Source organism: Candidatus Magnetominusculus xianensis (genome assembly GCA_001541255.1).
Taxonomy (GTDB): Bacteria; Nitrospirota; Thermodesulfovibrionia; order Thermodesulfovibrionales; family Magnetobacteriaceae; genus Magnetominusculus; species Magnetominusculus xianensis.
Genome location: LNQR01000109.1, coordinates 1 through 19,677, shown reverse-complemented (window position 1 = coordinate 19,677; position 19,677 = coordinate 1). Strand labels below are relative to the sequence as shown.

General features: G+C 48.6%; 19 protein-coding genes. 14 read left to right on the top strand and 5 right to left on the bottom strand.

Annotated features, from left to right (window positions below; translation table 11 throughout):
• The first annotated feature begins 11 nt into the window (after window positions 1-11).
• Both ASN18_RS14000 and ASN18_RS13995 read left to right on the top strand, forming a co-directional pair.
• Complete coding sequence (locus ASN18_RS14000) at window positions 12-518, top strand: CBS domain-containing protein (RefSeq protein WP_085053413.1); 507 nt, start codon at window positions 12-14, stop codon at window positions 516-518.
• A 15-nt stretch (window positions 519-533) separates the two neighbouring features.
• Entirely contained in the window at window positions 534-2,042 is a 1,509-nt protein-coding gene (locus tag ASN18_RS13995) for an SLC13 family permease (protein WP_085053405.1), read from the top strand.
• Between the two features lie 73 nt (window positions 2,043-2,115).
• Here the strand turns inward: ASN18_RS13995 and ASN18_RS13990 are convergent, their stop codons facing one another.
• From ASN18_RS13990 to ASN18_RS13980, 3 genes are read right to left on the bottom strand one after another with little or no spacing between them, the layout of a single operon-like run.
• Window positions 2,116-2,829: a hypothetical protein gene (locus tag ASN18_RS13990; protein ID WP_085053404.1), complete on the bottom strand. Its 714-nt coding sequence runs from the start codon at window positions 2,827-2,829 to the stop codon at window positions 2,116-2,118.
• Between the two features lie 3 nt (window positions 2,830-2,832).
• Window positions 2,833-4,080 carry a sulfite exporter TauE/SafE family protein gene (locus tag ASN18_RS13985; RefSeq protein ID WP_085053403.1) on the bottom strand — a complete coding sequence of 416 codons (1,248 nt, stop codon included), beginning with the start codon at window positions 4,078-4,080 and terminating at the stop codon, window positions 2,833-2,835.
• Window positions 4,081-4,123: 43 nt separating this feature from the next.
• Window positions 4,124-4,507 carry a response regulator gene (locus tag ASN18_RS13980; protein ID WP_085053402.1) on the bottom strand — a complete coding sequence of 128 codons (384 nt, stop codon included), beginning with the start codon at window positions 4,505-4,507 and terminating at the stop codon, window positions 4,124-4,126.
• 503 nt (window positions 4,508-5,010) lie between these two features.
• Here ASN18_RS13980 and ASN18_RS13975 point away from each other — a divergent pair.
• The 10 genes from ASN18_RS13975 to ASN18_RS13930 all read left to right on the top strand — a co-directional run bounded on the left by ASN18_RS13975 (window position 5,011) and on the right by ASN18_RS13930 (window position 17,852).
• The gene (locus tag ASN18_RS13975) at window positions 5,011-5,790 is read left to right on the top strand and encodes a dihydropteroate synthase (protein WP_085053401.1); all 780 of its coding nucleotides are present in this window, start codon (window positions 5,011-5,013) and stop codon (window positions 5,788-5,790) included.
• Between the two features lies 1 nt (window position 5,791).
• The gene (locus tag ASN18_RS13970) at window positions 5,792-6,121 is read left to right on the top strand and encodes a c-type cytochrome (protein WP_085053400.1); all 330 of its coding nucleotides are present in this window, start codon (window positions 5,792-5,794) and stop codon (window positions 6,119-6,121) included.
• Between the two features lie 81 nt (window positions 6,122-6,202).
• Complete coding sequence (locus tag ASN18_RS13965; RefSeq protein WP_085053399.1) at window positions 6,203-7,144, top strand: acetyl-CoA decarbonylase/synthase complex subunit delta; 942 nt, start codon at window positions 6,203-6,205, stop codon at window positions 7,142-7,144.
• A gap of 54 nt (window positions 7,145-7,198) precedes the next feature.
• On the top strand, window positions 7,199-8,542 hold the full coding sequence (gene acsC / locus ASN18_RS13960) for an acetyl-CoA decarbonylase/synthase complex subunit gamma (RefSeq protein ID WP_085053398.1): 1,344 nt from the start codon (window positions 7,199-7,201) through the stop codon (window positions 8,540-8,542).
• A gap of 61 nt (window positions 8,543-8,603) precedes the next feature.
• Entirely contained in the window at window positions 8,604-10,802 is a 2,199-nt protein-coding gene (gene acsB, locus ASN18_RS13955) for an acetyl-CoA decarbonylase/synthase complex subunit alpha/beta (protein ID WP_085053397.1), read from the top strand.
• 42 nt (window positions 10,803-10,844) lie between these two features.
• The gene (gene cooS, locus ASN18_RS13950; RefSeq protein ID WP_085053396.1) at window positions 10,845-12,824 is read left to right on the top strand and encodes an anaerobic carbon-monoxide dehydrogenase catalytic subunit; all 1,980 of its coding nucleotides are present in this window, start codon (window positions 10,845-10,847) and stop codon (window positions 12,822-12,824) included.
• Between the two features lie 12 nt (window positions 12,825-12,836).
• Window positions 12,837-13,343 carry an NADH-quinone oxidoreductase subunit NuoE family protein gene (locus ASN18_RS13945; RefSeq protein WP_085053395.1) on the top strand — a complete coding sequence of 169 codons (507 nt, stop codon included), beginning with the start codon at window positions 12,837-12,839 and terminating at the stop codon, window positions 13,341-13,343.
• The gene (locus ASN18_RS13940) at window positions 13,330-15,213 is read left to right on the top strand and encodes a NuoF family protein (protein WP_085053394.1); all 1,884 of its coding nucleotides are present in this window, start codon (window positions 13,330-13,332) and stop codon (window positions 15,211-15,213) included. The genes ASN18_RS13945 and ASN18_RS13940 overlap by 14 nt, the downstream gene beginning before the upstream one ends.
• A 5-nt stretch (window positions 15,214-15,218) precedes the next feature.
• On the top strand, window positions 15,219-15,809 hold the full coding sequence (locus ASN18_RS13935; protein ID WP_085053393.1) for an NADH-ubiquinone oxidoreductase-F iron-sulfur binding region domain-containing protein: 591 nt from the start codon (window positions 15,219-15,221) through the stop codon (window positions 15,807-15,809).
• A 39-nt stretch (window positions 15,810-15,848) separates the two neighbouring features.
• Window positions 15,849-17,852, top strand: coding sequence for a molybdopterin-dependent oxidoreductase (locus ASN18_RS13930; RefSeq protein WP_085053392.1), 2,004 nt, complete (start codon window positions 15,849-15,851; stop codon window positions 17,850-17,852).
• 79 nt (window positions 17,853-17,931) lie between these two features.
• Here the strand turns inward: ASN18_RS13930 and ASN18_RS13925 are convergent, their stop codons facing one another.
• Both ASN18_RS13925 and ASN18_RS13920 read right to left on the bottom strand, forming a co-directional pair.
• Entirely contained in the window at window positions 17,932-18,300 is a 369-nt protein-coding gene (locus ASN18_RS13925) for a HepT-like ribonuclease domain-containing protein (RefSeq protein WP_085053391.1), read from the bottom strand.
• Window positions 18,300-18,593 carry a nucleotidyltransferase family protein gene (locus ASN18_RS13920; protein WP_085053412.1) on the bottom strand — a complete coding sequence of 98 codons (294 nt, stop codon included), beginning with the start codon at window positions 18,591-18,593 and terminating at the stop codon, window positions 18,300-18,302. Before ASN18_RS13920 ends, ASN18_RS13925 begins: the two co-directional genes overlap by 1 nt.
• A gap of 296 nt (window positions 18,594-18,889) precedes the next feature.
• On the opposite strand from ASN18_RS13920, the gene ASN18_RS13915 reads away from it, so the two are divergent.
• Window positions 18,890-19,108: a DUF433 domain-containing protein gene (locus tag ASN18_RS13915; protein WP_085053390.1), complete on the top strand. Its 219-nt coding sequence runs from the start codon at window positions 18,890-18,892 to the stop codon at window positions 19,106-19,108.
• A 1-nt stretch (window position 19,109) separates the two neighbouring features.
• A complete protein-coding gene (locus ASN18_RS13910; RefSeq protein ID WP_085053389.1) occupies window positions 19,110-19,475 on the top strand; it encodes a DUF5615 family PIN-like protein in 366 nt (121 codons plus the stop codon).
• Window positions 19,476-19,677: the final 202 nt, after the last annotated feature.

The following is a 19,677-nucleotide window of genomic DNA, read 5'->3' as shown; positions in this document are numbered from 1 at the left end:
AGGGAGGCCTGATGTTGGTAAATAAAAGGGTCAAAGACCTCATGAAGGATATTTTTGAGTTTCCACACATTCCATATTGGTTTACAATCAGACAGGCCATTGGGATAATAAAAAGCGCCGGACTTGAAAAGGCGCATCAAATTGTTGTGCTGGTATTTGAGGAAAAGTACCACCTTGTCGGTACATTGGGGATAAAAGAGATACTCATGGGTTTAGAGCCGGTATATCTGAAGAGTTCATCCTTTGAACACACAGCGCCCGAGGGCGACATAGCGCTGTCACTTGTTTGGGACACTATGTTTGACATGTCCAACAAGGAACTATTACAAAAACCAGTAAGCGATATTCTCTATCCCATAGAGAATTTTGCCGGTATAGATGACCATCTGGCAAAGGCCGCTCACACGATGCTGAGAAATGACCTGTTTTTGCTGCCTGTACTCGAAAATAAAAGGAAGCTCGTAGGGATAGTAACGCTGCTTGATATTTTTAATGAGCTGTCAGGTTGTATTGGGTAGGGGAGCCTTAATTTAATGGCACAAAAGATAATGAATGCCCCCTCAGGCAAGTCTTCACAGACTTTGGAGGTCTCCATGCCAAAGACGAGGGTAGACTGGAGGCGAATATCTTATATCCTTTTAGGTCTGATAGTGTTTCTTGCGGTGTACTACCTGCCTGCCTTCAGCGACGCGGTTGACCCGTCAGGTGTGCGCTTTCCCTTAACCAGAGAGGGCAAGGGGGCAGTGGCAGTGTTTTTGCTGGCCGTGATATGGTGGTTTTTTGAGGTGCTGCCAGCCGGTGTTACGGGACTTATTCTGGGGTCGTTTCAGGTGCTTTTTAGTATAAGGGATGCTGACAGCGTTTTTTCTGATTACATGGACCCTGCCGTGGTGTTCATTTTTGGCTCGATAGTCTTGGGGATGGTTTTTGCCGGCACAGGGCTGACAAGGCGGATTGCCTATAAAATCTTGTCCATAATTGGTGAAAATACGTTAGTGATATACGGCGGGACGTTCTTTGTTATGGCCTTATTATCTCATATCATGTCAAACACATCGTCAGCGGCGGCAATATTCCCGCTGATATGGGCGATTTATTCTATTTACAGACGTGAGGATGTCCCTACGAGGTTTGGAAAGGGTCTGTTTATGGGGATGGCGTTTTCAGCCGGGGCCGGAAGCCTGTTCTCTATGTTTAGCGCCCCGCGCGCTGTTGTTTCTGCGGCGATATTCAAGGAGGTTGTGAACCGTGATATTTCATTTGCCGGTTACTCGAAATACATGTTTTTGATTGGCTGGTTAGTAATAATATTTATATGGATATTTTCAGTGGTCTTTTTCAAGCCGAACAGACAGTCGCTCAGTGGACTTAATGATAAGTTTAAAGAGCTGTACACAGAGCTTGGGCCGCTGTCAAAGAAAGAGGTGTTGACGATTTTTGTTACGACAGCCGTTGTTTGCTTACTGATAGGCGCTGCTGCCCTGGGGAAGGTAGACAATGCAGCTGTTGTGCTGATTTCCACGGCGTTGATTTTTATATTTAAACTGATGGAGCTTAAGCATCTTGAGGATGTGCCGTGGAACATTGTGTTGTTTTTTGGAGGGGCGATGAGCATGGGCTATTGCCTGTGGGAGACGGGGGCGTCGGCCTGGATTGCCGTTAAGTGTCTCGGTATTTTTACAAAACTCCACTGGTTTGCCTTTCTCATGGTACTTTCAGCCGTTGTCTTTGTTGTTTCCAATGTGCTGCCAAACGCGGCTGCCGTTGTGCTTGTGCTGCCGGTAGGGCTGGTTATGTCAAAGTATGCCGGTGTTACGCCTGAGGTAGTTTTTTTCAGTATTTCGGTGATGTCTGCAATGCCTTTTTTACTTATCAAAAGCTCCGCATCCAATGCAATTGCCTTTGAATCAAGACAGTTTACCGCCGCTGAGTTTTTTACTAAAGGCTTATTTATGAGCGTCATTTTGTTAGCGATTTTAGCGGCAGCTATACTGATTATTTGGCCAGCTCTGGGGATGCCTGTAATTATACGTCCTGATTAGAAGTAACTCTTCGGCAGGCTTTATTGTGTGAGCTGCCATTCCCGCCTGAGAGCGGAAATGGCAATTGTTGCAGCTATACCTCTTTTTTGACCTTCGCCTTCTTCATCGAAAACCCAATCCCTTCAAACAGGTAGTATATTGCAAACCCCCACCACATCGTATAGACTACATAAAATACCAGCAGCCCCGTCATGATGCCTATTTTGTCTGAGACCTTTTGGGATTCTACCCCAAAGAAGTTATACGCTGGTTCGACGGCCTTTTTCATAACCGTGCCTACCTCTTTGGACTCTGCTATTTTCCCGTCCTTTTTTAACGCCTTATCCATCTTAGAAAGCGCCTGCCACCAGTAGTTAAGCACATCCTTGCCGTCATAGCCGTAGTCGGCCTTTAGTTTGTCTGAGTTGTTGTTGAACATGGAATCAGCGTCTTTTAGTATAGCCCCAAGTGTCTTGCCAAGGTCTCCGGTCAACTTCAGAGTGCCAGCGTCTGCCTGTGCCTCGCTCCCAGCTTTTTTAAACTGCTCTGCTGCCTTTTGTGCATCTTCCGGCTTGTCGAGAGTTACTGTTACTGAGAACTGTTTGCCCATGTTTTTCTCGTTGGCCTTCATTATCTTAGGTATAAAATATGAAGAGCCTTTAGAGAGCTTATTAAACATATCGTCAGAAAACACAAGACCGTTTCTCCCGCCGCCGAATATTGGTGAAAAAATCACTACCAATACTGCAAAAAACGATATGGAATATAAGATACCTATGTAAAAAGTCTTTTTATTTTCGATTAACATAAGTTATACCCCCTCTTTGAATTTCTTCATGTTACCGAAGAATTTACTGAATATCCAGAATGCAAAAAATCCTACAACGAGCCAGAAGATTACATTTCCTGAGACCTCTATCCCAGTGCTTAGTCCCTTGGGTACGTTTATGATTTCAAGTTCGGTCAACTTCTTAGGCAGCGTGGAAACCCTGTTTATAAAACCGGCCAGTATGGATATAGCATAAAACCCCCTGATGTGAATCCCCTTGACGACCTTCGTGGTCATGGCTCCTACCTGAATGCCTATCAACGAACCAAGCAGCATCCCCATAGCAAGCGTATAAAACACATATCCATATATCGCATACTGTGTGACTGCCGCAAAACCGGCTGTAAATATTATCTGCAAGATGTCTGTTCCAACGGTGGTCATAGACGAGACACCGAAGATGTATACAAACATTGGAAATGTGATAAAACCGCCGCCAACACCCATTATTGCAGCCATTATGCCTACAATAACACCGCCTGCCGCAACTATGACGCCGGAGATTTTCCTTCCACCGGGGACATAGTCCTCATCAAAAGTAATCATTGGCGGGATGTTCATAGACTGAACTTTTATTGTAACCGCAGGTACTTCAGCAGGGGCGCCGTGTGCGTCGCCCGTGTCCGCCACTTTTCTTGACTTGAGAAAGTCAGCAAGGGAATAAAACCCCAGAAACCCAAGCAGCGCGGCATATATCAGACTTATAAATGCCTCGCTTAACAGCGGGTCATAGTCATACAGCCCCTTGTTTATCAGTCCACCGATTACTGCACCTCCGGTTGAGCCGACCAGAAATGCAACGGCCAGTTTTACGGAGACATTCCCCAGTTTTTTGTGTACCGTTGTACCCATGATGGCCTTGGCAAAGATGTGAAACAGGTCAGTACCTACTGCAAGTATCCCCTTAACCCCGGCGGCCATCAGTGCAGGGGTAATAATAAACCCGCCCCCGGCCCCAATGCAGCCCGTAATCAGCCCGGCTGCAAGCCCAATGGCAATAGAGACCACAAAAATCTTCGTGGAATAAAAAGCAGGGGCATATGCCGTCTTCCCCCCTAAGATTCCACCAGCCTCTGCCATAGCCACGACCAGTATTGGCAGTATGGCGAGGATAATCCAGAGCATCTTCTTCCTGTTTTTCAGAATACTCGTTGAGACCTCATAATCCCACTTCGCGTGCGCTATAGACGCGCTTTTTAAAAATTCGTACACCTGTCTGAAAAAACTCATTAGTACCTCCAACATGATTTTTCCCTGTTTTATTCTACTTTTCTTATTTTCTTACAGTGCCCTTTTTTATGTATGCCTCTTTTACAGCCTTTGAAAGTATGTCCATTTCAGGGGGTTTTCTCAGTATGTCAAAAACTCCCAGTTTCCACGCCTCTTCCTCTTCTGTGACAGAGCTGTATCCAGTTAGGACAAGCGCAGGCAGCTCAATTTTTTTAGTATTTAACCACCTCAGTACGTCTATGCCGTTTTTACGCGGCATCTTCATATCCAACAGCAAAACATCAGGAATCCTTTCCTTTATATATTCGATTGCCTCTTGCCCGTCAAAGGCGATATTGACCTTAAACCCCCTTGTTCTCATCCGTCTGGACAGCACTTCTACGAAGTCCTTTTCATCATCTGCCAGTAGTACGTCTATTTGCTTCATTTTATCTTACTCCAAATACCTGAAAAATCAGGCAATCTCCTCTATGTTTTTTTAACTTGACGTTCCTGTTCGTTCACCTTATTATTAGGGGCAGCCTTAAGCTACTCCATCAAATTTCAGGCAGTCTCCCAATCTTCAGGCCAATCTCTTAAGGATGGACATAAACGCAGAGTGTAAAGAAGTACTAACTCTCAGGGTGGTGGAGCTTTCACGATAAAGCCATACCGAGCCGCCCGTCCGCTATTATACTAATAATCGTTAAAATAATTGTACAAATTATTTTTATAATAATTTTTTTCTGAAACCCCGGCGGCTGTCAAAATTTCAGTTGTGGCGGCTGGTAACAGCAGTCACAAAAAAATCTGCCGCCCCCAAATTTTTTTTGTAGAATGCTTTACCATTTAGTTTGTGTTGTGATATATTAAAAGTTAAAATAGCGGCAGATTAATTACTAAAAGGAGACTGTTTATGTCAAGTAAGGTGTCAGAAAAGGAGAGGGAAATATGCTTATAATAGGAGAGAAGTTGAGCATTATAGCAAAACGGGTCAGGGAAGCGATGATGAAGCGCGACAAAGGGCCGATTCAGGAGATAGCAAAGGCCCAATTTGCAAAGGGCGCCGGTATGATAGACGCTAACATAGGGCCTGCCGAGGGTGTAGAAGACTTAATGGAGTGGATGGTGACAACGATACAGGAGGTTGTCCCCGCACCGGTTTGTCTTGATACGACCAATTACGAAGCGCTGGAGAAGGGCCTGAAGGTACACAACAACGAATGGGGCAGACCGTTAATAAACTCTACGTCGAATGACCCGGAGCGTTTCCCGATTCTTGAGCTGACAGCAAAATATAACTGTGACGTTATAGCCCTTACGGTAGGTAAGGGCGGGCTTCCGGCAGACGCCGAAGAGCGCGCCGCCATCGCAGCAGAGTTAATGGGGCGTGCGGCGGAGTATGGAATCCCTATGGAGCATATCTATCTCGACCCCCTGGTGCTTCAGGCAGCGACCACTCAGGACCAGGCACTAAAGGTGGTTCAGACGATAAAGATGTTCCAGGACCTAAACGACCCGCCTATGAAGACGGTTGTCGGTCTCAGTAATATATCCAACGGCTGTCCAAAGCACATCAGGCACATACTGAACGAGCACTTTTTGACCCTGCTGATGTATGAAGGCCTGTCGGCTGCTATTGCTGACCCGGCGGAGATAATAACTACGGTTAAAACGGTCGATATTCTGATGAACAAGACCCTGTACGCACACTCGTATCTTGAGATGTAGCATGGCATTTAACCGTTTGTGTGGTAAATATGCTGTGATAGTGTTTACAGCGGTCATGCTGATTCTGGCACAGGTTGTCCCGGGTTTAGCTGCGGATGGCAAGGCGGTCTTTGATAAGGTGTGTTCCCCCTGCCATAAGACTGGAAAGCTGGGCGCCCCTGTGTTTGGTAATAAAGAGGCATGGGCGGGGCGTATCGCCCAGGGCAAGGAGGCTCTCTACCAGCATGTAACAGAAGGGCTTGGCATGATGCCAGCAAAAGGAGGCGATGCAGCTTTATCAGGTGATGAGGTGAAGGCTGCTGTTGATTACATCGTAAACGAATCAAAATAGATTGACAAAGGCCACAGGCTGCCAGATGTTAAATGCTGCGTAAGCAGTCAGCAACTAAATTTTAGAAATATGGAGGGGTAAATGGCATTCACGCCGCCAAAAGAGACAAATACCGGTAAGGTATATTCAGTAACCATGGGCACTGGGGATAAGGCCGTCACCATAGGCGGCGAGAACGTATTACCGTTTCACGGATTTGAGGGTGTAGTACCGAACAAGCCGGTCATAGCCTTCGATGTGATGGACATAGCGCCGGTGGATTGGCCGGATACGGTAAGAGAGATATACGCTGGGGTCTCAGACGACCCTGTTACATGGGCAAAATTCTGTGTGGAAAAGTTCAATGCAAAGGCGATATGCCTGCGTCTTGCAGGCACACACCCGGACAACGGCAACCGTTCAGCGGCTGAGGCTGCCGAAACGGTTAAGAAGGTATTGGATGCGGTAAGCGTTCCCCTGATAATTCTGGGCAGCAACCATGTGGAAAAGGACACCGAAGTCCTGGTAAAGACAGCAGAGGTTGCAAAGGGGCGCAACTGCGTCATCGGCAAGGCACAGGAGGCAAACTATAAGACTGTAGCTGCTGCCGCCATGGCGCATGACCACTTGCTCATAGCCATGTCCGAGCTGGACATTAACCTGTCCAAGCAGCTTAATATAATGATAACACAGCTTGGGTTTAACAAAGAGAAGATAATCATAGACCCGATGTGTTCAGCGCTGGGCTACGGACTTGAATATACGTACACGGTCATGGAGAGGATAAGACTTGCAGCACTGACACAAAATGACGTTACGATGCAGCAGCCCATTGTCGGTGATGTCGGCATGTACGTGTGGAAGATAAAAGAGGTATCAGCCTCTGAAGATACACTGCCGATGTGGGGCGCCTTAAAGGAGCGCGGCATAGGCTGGGAGGCTCAGACGGCCACAGCGCTGCTTATGTCCGGTGCGGAGCTTCTCATTATGAGGCATCCGGAGGCAGTTGCGGCAGTAGAAGCGTTTATTAATGAGATGATGTAACATCGGTCAGAATATAAGAGTGGAATCAGACTAAATCTCTGGAGGTTAAAATATATGGCATTAACTGGAGTCGAAATATTCAAAATGCTGCCCAAGACAAACTGCAAGAAGTGCGGGTTTCCGACATGCCTTGCATTTGCCATGCAGCTAGCGCAGAGGAAGGCCTCTCTCGATGCCTGCCCTGACGTATCCGAAGATGCAAAGCAGAAGCTTGGCGAGGCCTCAGCCCCGCCCATCAGACCAATTACCATAGGCGCCGGGGCGCGTGCTGTTAAGGTTGGAGAAGAGACTGTGCTGTTTCGCCATGAGAAGAAGTTTGTAAACCCATCCATATTGGCGATAACGATAAAAGACACCGACGGCGATGATGCAGCAGCGGCTAAGATAAGCGAATGTCTGACCTCAGAGATTGACAGGGTAGGGCAGAAGTTAAAGATAGACGCCCTCTGTCTTGTCAATGAATCTAATGACGCGGGGAAGTTTGATGCCCTGGCCAAGGCTGTTGCATCAAAGGCACCTGACGTTGCAGTTATCCTAAGTACAGAAAATGTCGATGCGGCAAAGGCGGCAATAGCCAATTTTGCGGGCAAGAAACCGCTCCTTTACGGCGCTACAGAGGCAAATGCAGAGGAAATGGCAAAACTTGCAAAGGCAAGCGGCGCGTCTCTTGGCATAAAGGCCGACGGTCTTGACGCACTGTCAACATTATCAGACAAGGTCAAGGGTCTAGGGGTCGAGGACATTGTGCTTGATTCAGGGGCAAAGACGGCAAAAGAGATGGTAGAGCATAACACATACATCAGGCGCGCAGTCTTAAAGAAGGGCAACAAGAGCCTCGGCTACCCTGTGATAAACATAGCCGTAAGAGAGGATAACATGCTTGAGACCCTGATTGCCGGGCTTAGCATCGCCAAGTATGCCGCTGTAGTGGTGTTATCGAGCGCTGAAAAGTGGAAAAACCTGGTAATGTTCACACTGAGGCAGAATATTTACACAGACCCGCAGGTACCGATGCAGGTAGAGCAGAAGGTCTATGAGATAGGCAGCCCGAAGGCGGAATCCCCGCTCATAGTTACGACGAATTTCTCGCTGACCTATTTTATTGTGGCCGGAGAGATAGAAAACAGCAAGGTTCCCACATGGTTGGCTATTATGGACTGCGAGGGGCTTTCTGTGTTGACCGCATGGGCAGCAGGGAAGTTTACCGCCTCGAAGATAGCCGCCTTCATAAAGGACAGCGGCGTTGAGGGTAAGATAGCGAATAAGGAGTTGATAATACCCGGCTACGTCGCTATATTGAGCGGCGCACTGGAGGAAAAACTCGAAGGATGGAAGATAACCGTCGGCCCAAGAGAGGCTAACGCGCTGCCAAGCTATCTGAAATCACGCACTGCATAAGGCGCAAGTAGGACGTATTGGTTGTCCTAAATAACTGTAACGAGACTTTAAGGAGGTTGAGATGTCAAAGATCATAGCATCCGGGGCAATAAGGGGTGCGCATAAGGTATTCAATGAGGCCGAGAAGCTGTTATTTAAGCATATAGCAGAAAAGGGCGGGGACTACGTGTTCGAGTTTCCAGATACGGCGTTCTACCTGCCGATGATTTACGCGATGACGGGTTTCGCAGTAAAGACTCTGAATGATATGAAAGAGGCCCTGATGATGGCAAAGGAGTTGCTGCATCCTGAGCCTGTGGAAAAAGAATGGACCCCATATCTTGGCGAGGCGTTAGACAGCGGTATGGCAACCCTGTTTGCCGAGGAGATATGGCTTGCGATGCGGTATCTGGAGGGTCTTGAGCCGGAGAAAGACCCAGTTACAGGATTAATCTATAATGGGTTTATAACCGACACGATACAGAGAAACCTTGGTATTCAGCTGGTTGACGGCAGAATGCCCGGCTTTGCGGCCATTGTTGGGGCTGCCCCGGACGATGACACTGCGGCACGTATTGTAAGGGAGCTGCAGGAGAAAAACATCCTTGTCTTTCTCTCCGGCATGTCAAACGGCGAGACCATAACCAGGCAGTTACAAAGAAAGAAGGTTGAACTTGGCTGGGATGTCTATGTAGTGCCGCTTGGTACGACAACTGAGCATACGCTCTACGCCCTTGACTGGGCGGTGAGGGCGGCCATGATATACGGCGGCGTAAAGCCGGGCGATTATAAGGGTTGTCTGAAATATACGAAGGACAGGGTGTTTGCCTTTGCCCTGCCGCTTGGGCCGCTTGACGACGTGAAATGGGCAACTGGCGCAGGGGCCATAAACATGGGATTCCCCGCCATTTGCGACAGCGACGTACCAGTAATTCACCCAACCGGAGTGTGTACATATGAAGAGGTTGACAAGGAATACGACCACGCTAAGATAGTCTCTAAGGCCATAGAGGTCAGGGGACTTAAGATAGTCTCCCACAAGCCGCCGATTCCAATAGCCTACGGCCCTGCGTTTGAGGGTGAGAGGATAAGGAAAGAGGATACGTTCATAGAGTTTGGTGGTAACAAGACACCGGCATATGAGTTCATAAGAAGCCGCGAGCTTGATGAGATAGAAGATGGCAAGATAATCATCAAAGGTGATAACTGGAAGGAGCGCTACGAGGCTGGCGGTGCGATGCCACTGGGCATTTACGTAGAGGTAGCGGGCAGGGAGATGCAGCCTGACTATGAGCCGATAATGGAGAGAAAGCTCCATCACAATATAAACGAGGGGCAGGGTATATGGCACATGGGCCAGCGTGATGTCAACTGGCTGCGCATAAGCAAGGCGGCCAAGGCCGAGGGATTCACCCTTGAGGACATAGCAAAGATTCAGCACACGATGACTCATAGCAGATTCAAGGCTATCGTCGATAAGGTTCAGGTTACTCTGTTTACAGACGAAGCAGATGTAGTAAAAACACGTGAAGAGGCACGCAAGGTGTGGAAGGACAGAGACCAGAGGCTTGGCTCACTGACAGATGAGTCTGTGGATTTGTTCTACTCGTGTCTGCTGTGTCAGTCCTTTGCCCCAAGCCATACATGTGTTATAACGCCTGAGCGTCTTGGACTGTGCGGGGCGTATAACTGGCTTGACTGCAAGGCTGCCTTTGGAATAGACCCCTCTGGCGGTAACCAGCCTATAACAAAGGGTGAAGTGCTTGATGAGAAATATGGCCGGTGGACGGGTGTTGATGTGTACATCAAGGCATCAACCGGTGGCGCCCTCGATACGATGAACGCCTATACGATAATGGAAAACCCGATGACATCGTGTGGCTGCTTTGAGTGTATTATGTGCGTAGTGCCCGAGGCCAATGGAGTTATGGTAGTGCAAAGGGGACACACGGGGATGACGCCGATAGGCATGAAATTCTCATCTCTTGCCGGCACGGTTGGCGGTGGTGTACAGACGCCGGGGTTTATGGGAATAGGGGTAAACTTTATCACGAGCAGGAAGTTTCTCTACGGTGACGGCGGGTTAAAACGCGTTGTATGGATGACAAAGGCCTTAAAGGAAAGAATAAGGGATGCCTTTATAGAGAGGGCGCAGGAGGAGGGTGTACCGGACTTCCTTGACAAAATAGCCGACGAGACAGTGGCCGAGGACAGTGAAAAGCTCCTTGAGTTCCTTGCCTCTGTTGACCATCCGGCACTTACGATGCCGTCGATGTTTTAGGCAGGTTTGACCTGTAAACAGCGTTAAATAAGGAGGCCTTTCATGGAAGATATAAAGAATTTGAAAAGTGTCGATAAAGTAGCTGAAGAGATCCTTGAATGGGGCAAGCAGCATGGGGTTAAGTCTGCTTTTGACAGGGCGGAGTCATTGAAGCCATGTCCGATTGGTCATACGGGGGCCTGCTGTAAGATATGTTATATGGGGCCATGCAGACTTGTAGGGCCTGATGCCGAGGAAACGGCAGCCGGTATATGCGGGGCAACACTGCCAGTGGTAACGGCAAGAAACTTTCTGAGGATGTGTGCAGCCGGGACAGCCTCACACAGCGACCATGCCAGAGATATGGCGTTTACTTTACTGGAGGCGGCAACAGGAGAGGCAAAGGACTTCCAGATAAAAGACGTGAAGAAGCTGAAAAAAGTAGCGGGCATTCTGGAAATTCCAACAGAAGGAAAGACAAAAGAGCAGCTTGGTAAGGAAGTCGCCGAGAAGATAATTGAGAACTTTGGCCGCCAAAAGGGTGAGGTCTCGTATGTGAAAAGGGCGCCGAAAAAGCGCCAGGAGATATGGAAAAAATGGGGTGTCACACCGCGCGGCATAGATAGAGAAGTGGCTGAGGCCATGCATCGCACACATATGGGTGTTGACCAGGAACCGGAAAACCTCATGATGTCCGCCATAAAGGTATCCCTTGCCGACGGCTGGGGCGGCTGTATGTTCAGCACCGACATCACTGATATATTGTTTGGCACTCCTACACCGGTACACTCCACCGCAAGCATAGGCGTTATGAAAGGCGACGAGGTCAATGTCATTCTTCATGGGCATGAACCTACGCTTGCAGAGATGGTAGTGGAGGTATCGACCGAGCCGGACATAGTTGCATACGCTAAGAGCAAAGGGGCTAACGGCATAAACCTTGTTGGTATGTGTTGCACAGCAAACGAGGTGATGATGCGTCACGGCATTCCAACAGCCGGTGGGTTTTTAAATCAGGAGCTTTCTGTGATGACCGGACTTGCCGAGGCTATGGTGGTAGATGTGCAGTGCATTATGCCTGCCATTGCCCAAATCGCAAAGAAGTTCCACACCAAGGTAATCACTACCTCTCTCAAGGGTAAGATGATAGATGCCATTCATATTGAATACGACGAACACAGGGCTAAGGATATTGCCAGAGAGATACTGAGGCTTGCCTGCGATAACTATCCAAACCGTACAACAGAGGGAAGCCGTGTGTCGAGCTTTGAGCCGTTAATAGCCGGTTTCTCCCACGAATATATAGAGTATATGCAGGGCGGCAGCTACAGAGGCTCATTCAGGCCGCTAAACGACGCAATAATGGCCGGGCGCATAAGAGGCGTAGTCGGCATAGTCGGCTGCAACAACCCGCGCATAGCTCAGGACAGCTATCACAACTATCTTGCAACAGAGTTTATCAAAAATGACATCCTGGTGGTATCAACCGGCTGTGGCGCTGCATCGTGTGCGAAGGCAGGATATATGACGCCGGAGACCGCGTTGGAGAAGGCTGGCCCTGGGCTCAGAGAAGTCTGCGTTGCAATAGGGATTCCACCAATACTGCATCTTGGGGCATGTGTAGATAACTCAAGAATACTGACGATAGCCTCGCATATGGTAGAAGAGGGTGGGCTTGGCGACGATATATCCGATCTGCCAGCCGTAGGTATTGCCCCTGAGTGGATGAGTGAAAAGGCCTTGGCCATAGGGGTATATTTCGTAGCCTCAGGGATGTACGTAATATTCGGTTCAGAAAGTCCGGTTGAGGCAAGCAGCGTTGTTAAAAAAATAAAGACAGATCTCTGGGAAAAGAGATTCGGCGGCAAACTCGAATTTATAAATGACCCCCAGGTGATATTTGAAAAGACGGTTGCCGCGATAGATGGTAAGAGAGACGCCCTGAAACTAAAGAAATACGAGCCGGGCAAGTTCGGCGCCGAAAGGGTGCTTATGACAATGGCAGACAGAAGAAAGCTGGAAAAAGAACAGGCTGCGTCCTAATGGGAGGGGGTAATGAATATAGAAGCAATTGATGTCAATGAGTCGATAGGCCTTGTCAGTAAGGTTCTATGTGACCATGACAAGAGAAAGGGGATACTGATTTCTACGCTCCATAAGATACAAGCGGAAAACGGTTACCTGCCTGAAGACATATTAAGGGCGCTGTCAAAGAAGATCTCCATTCCTCTGGCTGAGATATACAGCGTGGCAAGTTTTTACAAGCAGTTTCACTTCTCTCCTCGTGGAAAGAAGATAGTGAGGGTCTGTACAGGGACGGCCTGCCACGTCAGGGGGGCAGCGAAAGTGGAACATGCTCTCAAAGACCACTACCATATAAAGGCCGGTGAGACTACGCCAGACCTTAAGCTGACGCTTGAGACTGTGGGCTGTGTGGGCTGTTGCGGCCTTGCTCCCGTGGTAACAGTTAATGAAGAAGTTATGGGGACAATAGGCCCGAAGAAGATAAAACACCTGATACATGTGATAGAAGAAGAGGGCGTGGCACATGGAGAAAATTAAGAGCATAGAGGATTTCGACAATCTAAGGCTGCTCCTCAAAGAAGAGACATTCAAGGAGGATGTGCCCCGGATAAGGTTGTGCAGCGGCACTGCGTGCGCCGCCACCGGCTCGCACAAGGTAGCAGCTGACTTAGAGCATGAGCTTGAGGCAAGTCATAAGCACGTAGAGATAGTGAAGACCGGCTGCCAGGGGTTTTGCCAGCAAGGCCCTGTGATGAAGGTAGAGCCGTGGGGCTACTACTACCAGAAGGTTAAAAACTCAGACGCCCATGAAATCGTCTCGGCTACTATATCGGGCGGGTTTCCTATAAGAAAACTCCTCTATAGGGATTCTGTTGCAGATGAGCCGTGTGAGATGGTAGACACGGTGCCGTACTATAAAAAACAAATGCGAATCGCGCTGAAAAATAACGGTGTTATAGACCCTCGCCAGATTTATCACTTCATAGCCGTAGGCGGTTACTCAGCCCTGGCAAAGGCCCTGAGTTCGATGACCCCCGACGAAGTCCTCGAAGAAGTGGACAAGGCAAATCTAAGGGGCAGGGGTGGTGCAGGCTTTCCGGCAGGACAGAAGTGGAAGCACTCAAAGAAGGCCCCAGGTACACTTAAATTCGTCATAGCAAACGGCGACGAAGGCGACCCTGGCGCATTTATGGACAGGTCTATTATGGAAGGAGACCCGCACGGGCTGCTTGAGGGAATGCTGCTGTGTGCCTATGCAATAAAGGCAACTTATGGGTTTGTTTACGTCAGGCACGAGTATCCGCTGGCGGTTGTGAATCTCAAACATGCCATTAAGCAGGCAGAGGAGATGGGATTTCTGGGCAATAACATAATGGGTACGGACTTCTCCTGCCACATAGAAGTAAGAGAAGGGGCCGGGGCGTTCGTATGCGGTGAATCGACGGCGCTTGTGGCATCGATAGAGGGTGAGAGGGGATTCCCACGCCCGCGTCCGCCAAGATTGTCCGAACCGGGCGGTGGTGTATGGGGCTATCCAAGCAATCTCAACAACATAGAGACATATGCCTGTGTACCGCCTATTATAGAAAACGGCGCTGCATGGTTTAAGAGCATCGGGACGGAGAATTCCCCCGGCACGAAGGTCTTCGCATTAACTGGCAAGGTAAAAAACACGGGGCTTGTGGAAGTCCCTATGGGGATTACCCTGCGGGAGATAATATTTGACATCGGCGGGGGCATCCTTGACGGCAAGAAGTTCAAGGCCGTGCAGACAGGTGGACCGTCAGGCGGGTGTCTGCCCGAGGAATATTTGGATTTAAAGGTAGACTTTGATTCGCTGACTAAGGTTGGGTCGATGATGGGCTCAGGCGGCATGGTCGTAATGGACGAGGATACGTGCGTGGTGGATGTGGCGAAGTTCTTCCTGTCGTTTACGAAGGAGGAATCATGCGGCAAGTGCCCGCCCTGCAGGGTAGGGACGTATCAGATGCTGGAGATACTTGAAAAGATAACGGCAGGCAAGGGTGAACCGGGGGACATAGAGCGTCTTGAGAAGATATGTCGTCTTGTTGGCAAAGGCTCACTATGCGGGCTGGGGCAGTCTGCGCCGAACCCTATTCTCTCAACACTGAAGTATTTCAGAGAGGAGTACGAGGAGCATGTCCACGATAAGTACTGCCGCGCAAAGGTTTGTAGCGGTCTGGGTACGTTTACGATTGACCACTCGGAGTGTTTCCTCTGCGGCCTATGTAAACAGGCCTGTGCCTTTAACGCGGTGAAAGAGTCCAGAAGGGCATATTTCATAGACCAGGACATGTGCACAAAGTGTAAGGCCTGCTTTACGGCGTGCCCAATAGGGGCAGTGAAAATAGGAAAAGTCAAGAAACAAGCCGGTGTAGGGAGATAGATAAGATGGCTGAGAAAGAGAAGGATTTAAAAGAGATAACAGAGGATACGAATAAGTATAGGTGCATTGTTCAGAAGGCTCTCTTGTTTCTCAATGAGTTTATAGACGGCCCGATGTGTGCACGGTGTCTGCCCTGTCCGATGGGAAGCTATGAGATGAGGATAAGATTTCAGAAGCTCTCAAATGCTGAGGCAACAGCGCGCGACCTTGAGGTAATAAAACAGCTTGCCCCGTTTATGCTTGAGTCCTCGATGTGTAAGAAGGGCAAGGACACGGCAAAGTTTATAATAGAAACTCTCGACAAGACCCCTGAAATCTATGACATCCACGTAGCGGGCGGTTGTACGGACAGGGAGTGCAAGGGGAGCATTCAGTATAAGGTGATCCCAGACAAGTGTGTATCCTGTGATGAGTGCAGGGTGGTCTGTAAGGACTATGCTATATTGGGAGAGAAGAAAATCGCGCATCTCTCGGGCTTTATCCCCTATGAGATAGTGGATATGCGATGTACCAGGTGCGGCGAGTGTCTCAGGGTTTGCAGGTATGGGGCGATAGAGATAGTCGATAAGAAGGTATTAGAGACCGTAAAGGCCTGAACATATTGAAAAACATATATTTCGAAATAAGGAGGAGTAATGGCAGACCTTGTAAACATTAAGATAAACGGCAAGCCGTATCAGGTCCCCGAGGGGATAAACCTGATAACAGCGGCGCAATCTGTAGGTATTCACATACCAAACCTCTGCTACCTTGAGGGGATGAAAGGCATAGGTGCCTGCAGAATGTGTCTGGTTGAAGTGGGCGGCAGGCAGATGACGGCGTGCATCATGAAGACCAAAGAGGGCATGGACATAGTCACAGAAAGCGAAAAGATACAGGAAGTAAGGAAATTCGTAATAGACCTGATACTGTCCATGCACCCGCTTGACTGCATGACATGTACGAAGGCAGCGGTTTGTAATTTACAAAACTACGCCTATGAGTTTGGGATACAGGAGTCTCAGTTTACCAGAAAGAAATTCGGCTTTGCCGTAGACGACAAGAATCCGTTTATCAAGCGCGACCCTGATTATTGCATTCTCTGTGGGCGCTGCGTAAGGGTATGCAGAGAACAGGGCACGTCGGTACTGGATTTCATGGGACGCGGGGTTGGCTCGAAGGTATCAACGGCAGACGACAGGCCGCTTCATGAGTCCAACTGTACGTTTTGCGGCAGTTGCGTCGATGTATGTCCGGTAAACGCATTACTTGAGGCGGACAGGTGGAGAAAGGGCAGGGAATGGGAATATGAAAAACTCGAATCGGTATGCCTTTCCTGCAGTGATGCCTGCACAGTAAAGATATACAAGAAGGGTAACGATATAATGAAGATAAGGGCGGGCGGAAGCGACGCAAGGGCAGGCCATTTTATATGTGCAACTGGGCGTTTTGGGTTTGACAGCCTTAGCGCGCATGACAGGCTACTTAGGCCGATGAAGCGCGTAAATGGCAAACTTGAAGAGACCTCATGGGATGATGCCTTAAAGATTGCGGCAGAGAAGATGAAAGGCAAGGACTCCGGCATCATAACCTCCGGTTCGATAACTAACGAGGACGCGGCTGCTATTAAGGCATATGCGGCTAAGGCCGCGATCGACAGTATTGACTCGACGGTATCTCTCTACGGCGATGCAGCAACACTGCTTGGCGATGCGGTGGATTTAGAGACTGCTGACCTGATGGTAGTCGCCGGGTTGAACCCGAATCAGTGGGAGCGCGTATACCCGGCGCTTGATGCGTTGATACGCACAAAGGCTGACAGGAAGGCCAAGGTGATAGTGATTAACTCTGATGACGTAAAGATAGCAACTGTGGCTGACATAGCGCTAAAAGGCAGCGAGGCCGATATGTTAAAGAACCTCGCAAAGGCACTCTCAGACAAGGGTGTGGCGCTGCCAAAAGGGCTTGACGTTGCAGGGGCTTCAGTGTCAGAAGATATAGAGAAAGCCGCAGTAATGTACACAGAGGCGCAAAATCCTGTTATCATATCGTCACCGGCATTGTTTGGGGCAGCCCAAAACGTGGCAGCGATGAAGGGGGCGGCGCTCTCGATTCCGGTTGAGGCAAACGCAAAGGGTGTAACCGCCCTGAATTTAAAAGGAAATGGCGTAAACTATAAGGCTATGGTATCTGGGGGCGTAAAGACGCTCTATGTGGCAGGAGACGTGCCTATAGATAAGAGACCGAAGCTCGAGTTTCTTATCGTAGCGAACTCTCACCTGACAGAACTGGCTAAAGAGGCTGACCTGGTGCTTCCATCTGCGGCATTTTTAGAGCGCAGCGGCACTATAGTAGATTACATGGGAAGGCTGAGGCAGTTGTCAAAGATGGTACCCCCGCAGGGTGAGGCCAAAACTCAATGTGAAATAGCCATTGCACTGGCAAAGGCATCTGGGGCAGACATAGCTGAACCAAGTCAGAAGGAAATCGAAGACGCGGTTAATGTAAAGGCAGCCAAATCTATAAAGCCATTTGCAAAGGTGGATGGACTGGATGTAAACACTGCGGAATTCACACAGACGGCAAACCTGCCAGTGGTAAACGGTTCAAGACTGCTATGGCTCAAAGAGACCGAAAAGGCAATGGCAGCAGCAGTTTAACAGATGATTTCAGAAGGGGGAATGTGGTATATAACCCTTTCCCCTTTTTACTATTAAACCACTATATCGTCTTAGCTAATTAGGGTTTACGATCTTGTTCTCGTGCTATTTCCGCTGCCAGTTCTTCGCGGCAGACACTTTCCAAGACTGGCAGGTCGTCTCTCACCACGTGCCACAGCACATCGTATGCAATGCGCTCGTAGTCATGGCGTAAAATGTTGCCGATCCCAGCCACCTTTGGCCATGGAATCTCAGAATGACGCTTCTTCAATGCGTCGGGCAGATGACGGCTGGCCTCTGAGATAATTTCAATACCGCGCTCGATCATCCACTGCCTGCGCCTGTCAGATTCAAACTCATGGAGCGTCACATCGGCCATTTCATTTCGAATAAGCTCAAGGGCTTCGATAATATCAGTAAGACGTAGCAGATGTGAAGGTTTGGGCATTAGAACACTTGCAGTGCGGATTTCTCAATCAGCTGCCGTAATACAGGGTGCAGACTGCGCCGCGTCATTATGTCAGTTTTACGCCCAAGTATTCGTGCAGCGGCTTCCTTTACATCGATTAACTCAAAAAGTCCTATCGACCCTTCAGGATGATCAAAAAATAGATCAACATCAGAGTCCTCGCGCGCCTCGCCACATGCGGTTGAGCCAAACAGGTAGAGATGTTCCACGCCAAGCTGTCTCAACTCGGCCTTGTGAGCCATGAGTTTTGCTGTAATGTCGCTGAGTTCCATTAATACATTATAGCACAAGTTTGTAGATTTTAAGAAATCGCAGCCTGATGCCAACTTTAACAGTTGCCCTACTCAGTCAGGAAAAACATAGTAATGACTATAACATTTGCGTTATAATAATGTTATGAAAGAAATTAGTAGAGAGAATAGCCCCAATTGTGCAATTGCAACACTACACGACAGAACAGGGTCAGAGTCGATGGTGACGGCGTAATTAGCAGAATTAACCAGTTTTTGGAAATGATGATAAATGGGTTGCAGGACAAAGCGGCATGTCCGCATGGAGGTGTTCAGATATGTTAGAATTTGATCGTATCACCTTTGACCCCGCGATTATGGGCGGCAGGGCGTGTATTCGCGGGATGAGAATTCCTGTTTCAGTCATCCTCGGACAGATTGCGCACGGTGCGATGCCGGATGAGGTACTTGCGGACTATCCAGACCTTGAACCAGATGACCTGCGCCAAGCGCTTCTGTACGCCGCATGGCTCACGCAGGAAGAGATACACCTGTAAGATGCGATTTTTAGCAGATATGGGTGTTTCATGGCGGGTTGTAGAGTGGCTCAGAGAGAAAGGACATGACGCTGTACACCTTCGTGAAGAGGGGTTGCAGAGATTGCCAAACGGGAAAATATTTCAAAAGGCCTTTACTGAAAAACGTGTAGTTTTAACGTTTGATCTTGACTTTGGCGAGATAATGGCATTTTCCAGTGGCTGTACTATAGGTATAATTATTTTCAGACTTCATAATACCATGACACCTCACGTGATAGAGCGTCTGAGCAGGGTATTAGAAGATGCAAGCTATGACATTGAAAAAGGGGCAATAGTTGTCGTAGAAGAACTACGCCACAGGGTAAGGCGTTTGCCTTTTAATTAAGGATATAGCGTAGTTTAGAAAATGTAACAGCGTTCGTTCCTGTTAAACCCAGCGTTGATTCCCCAGCGTATGTTTGTCTATCAGTGCCCCGGAACTTAATATCTCTCCTTAATTATTAATAAGTACACAAGTAAGTAGACATAAAATTAAGCAAAATGGTATGATAAATGATGAGAGAATTAGACGGTAGGAAGTTAGATCA

Bases quoted from the DNA above. Each gene is read 5' to 3' on its own strand.
- ASN18_RS14000 (WP_085053413.1), top strand. From the start codon at position 12: ATGTTGGTAAATAAAAGGGTCAAAGACCTCATGAAGGATATTTTTGAG.
- ASN18_RS13995 (WP_085053405.1), top strand. From the start codon at position 534: ATGGCACAAAAGATAATGAATGCCCCCTCAGGCAAGTCTTCACAGACT.
- ASN18_RS13990 (WP_085053404.1), bottom strand. From the start codon at position 2,829: ATGTTAATCGAAAATAAAAAGACTTTTTACATAGGTATCTTATATTCC.
- ASN18_RS13985 (WP_085053403.1), bottom strand. From the start codon at position 4,080: ATGAGTTTTTTCAGACAGGTGTACGAATTTTTAAAAAGCGCGTCTATA.
- ASN18_RS13980 (WP_085053402.1), bottom strand. From the start codon at position 4,507: ATGAAGCAAATAGACGTACTACTGGCAGATGATGAAAAGGACTTCGTA.
- ASN18_RS13975 (WP_085053401.1), top strand. From the start codon at position 5,011: ATGCTTATAATAGGAGAGAAGTTGAGCATTATAGCAAAACGGGTCAGG.
- ASN18_RS13970 (WP_085053400.1), top strand. From the start codon at position 5,792: ATGGCATTTAACCGTTTGTGTGGTAAATATGCTGTGATAGTGTTTACA.
- ASN18_RS13965 (WP_085053399.1), top strand. From the start codon at position 6,203: ATGGCATTCACGCCGCCAAAAGAGACAAATACCGGTAAGGTATATTCA.
- acsC (WP_085053398.1), top strand. From the start codon at position 7,199: ATGGCATTAACTGGAGTCGAAATATTCAAAATGCTGCCCAAGACAAAC.
- acsB (WP_085053397.1), top strand. From the start codon at position 8,604: ATGTCAAAGATCATAGCATCCGGGGCAATAAGGGGTGCGCATAAGGTA.
- cooS (WP_085053396.1), top strand. From the start codon at position 10,845: ATGGAAGATATAAAGAATTTGAAAAGTGTCGATAAAGTAGCTGAAGAG.
- ASN18_RS13945 (WP_085053395.1), top strand. From the start codon at position 12,837: ATGAATATAGAAGCAATTGATGTCAATGAGTCGATAGGCCTTGTCAGT.
- ASN18_RS13940 (WP_085053394.1), top strand. From the start codon at position 13,330: ATGGAGAAAATTAAGAGCATAGAGGATTTCGACAATCTAAGGCTGCTC.
- ASN18_RS13935 (WP_085053393.1), top strand. From the start codon at position 15,219: ATGGCTGAGAAAGAGAAGGATTTAAAAGAGATAACAGAGGATACGAAT.
- ASN18_RS13930 (WP_085053392.1), top strand. From the start codon at position 15,849: ATGGCAGACCTTGTAAACATTAAGATAAACGGCAAGCCGTATCAGGTC.
- ASN18_RS13925 (WP_085053391.1), bottom strand. From the start codon at position 18,300: ATGCCCAAACCTTCACATCTGCTACGTCTTACTGATATTATCGAAGCC.
- ASN18_RS13920 (WP_085053412.1), bottom strand. From the start codon at position 18,593: ATGGAACTCAGCGACATTACAGCAAAACTCATGGCTCACAAGGCCGAG.
- ASN18_RS13915 (WP_085053390.1), top strand. From the start codon at position 18,890: ATGTTAGAATTTGATCGTATCACCTTTGACCCCGCGATTATGGGCGGC.
- ASN18_RS13910 (WP_085053389.1), top strand. From the start codon at position 19,110: ATGCGATTTTTAGCAGATATGGGTGTTTCATGGCGGGTTGTAGAGTGG.